At 48.7% G+C, this 702-nt stretch carries 1 protein-coding gene; it reads right to left on the bottom strand.

All coding sequences use genetic code 11. The annotated features are described in order from the left end of the window. Nucleotides 1-66: 66 nt before the first annotated feature. On the bottom strand, nucleotides 67-399 hold the full coding sequence (locus BAZO_RS22810) for a hypothetical protein (RefSeq protein ID WP_021215524.1): 333 nt from the start codon (nucleotides 397-399) through the stop codon (nucleotides 67-69). Between the last annotated feature and the right edge of the window lie 303 nt (nucleotides 400-702).

Here is a 702-nt window from a genome sequence, read left to right as displayed (position 1 = left end):
CAACAGCAACAACTTCATTGACTTGTTGATTTGGTTTATCTGCCAAAGGATGAGTTGCATCGAGAGTTAAGATTCCTGAAGCATTTCCTGTCCATTGTCCATCACCAGGTGTATTGGTTGTGCCAGTGTCTCCCGTAGGACCAGTCGCACCCGTATCACCTTTAGGACCGGTAGGTCCAGTAGGTCCTCGGATACCTTGAGGTCCTTGAGGTCCGGTCGCACCCGTAGCACCAGTATTTCCTGTAGCTCCGGTCGCACCATCATTTCCTGGACGACCTTGAACCCCAGTCGTTCCTGTTGCACCTGTATCACCTTTAGGACCAGTTGCTCCGGTTGCTCCTTTAGCGCTGTGTCCGGTATCAGTATCACCAATCCACCAGTTACCATCAGGTCCAACATAAGGAGTATCACCATCTGTACCAGCTGCACCTGTAGGTTCAGTTGCTCCCGTAGCCCCAGTTGCGCCTAATGCTGATTCGCCAGTATCATAAGAACCAATCCACCAGTTGCCATTATCACCAATTTCTGGAGTAATACCATTTTTACCAGTTGCTCCAGTCGCTCCTGTTGCCCCAGTTGGGCCTTGAGCATGGATACCGCTATCTTTGTTGTTGATATACCAGTCGCCATTAGCACCAATATAAGGGGCTTACAAGATAGTTATTGACCATTTTATCAGCAGTTCTTGCAGGTTTTGGTTTA

This window comes from Schinkia azotoformans LMG 9581 (assembly GCF_000307855.1).
Taxonomy (GTDB): Bacteria; Bacillota; Bacilli; order Bacillales; family Bacillaceae_J; genus Schinkia; species Schinkia azotoformans.
This window is presented reverse-complemented; position numbering and strand designations above follow the sequence as displayed.

What these genes read in the sequence shown, in the direction of transcription:
- BAZO_RS22810 (WP_021215524.1), bottom strand. Translation starts at nt 399, where the DNA reads ATGTTGGACCTGATGGTAACTGGTGGATTGGTGATACTGATACCGGAC.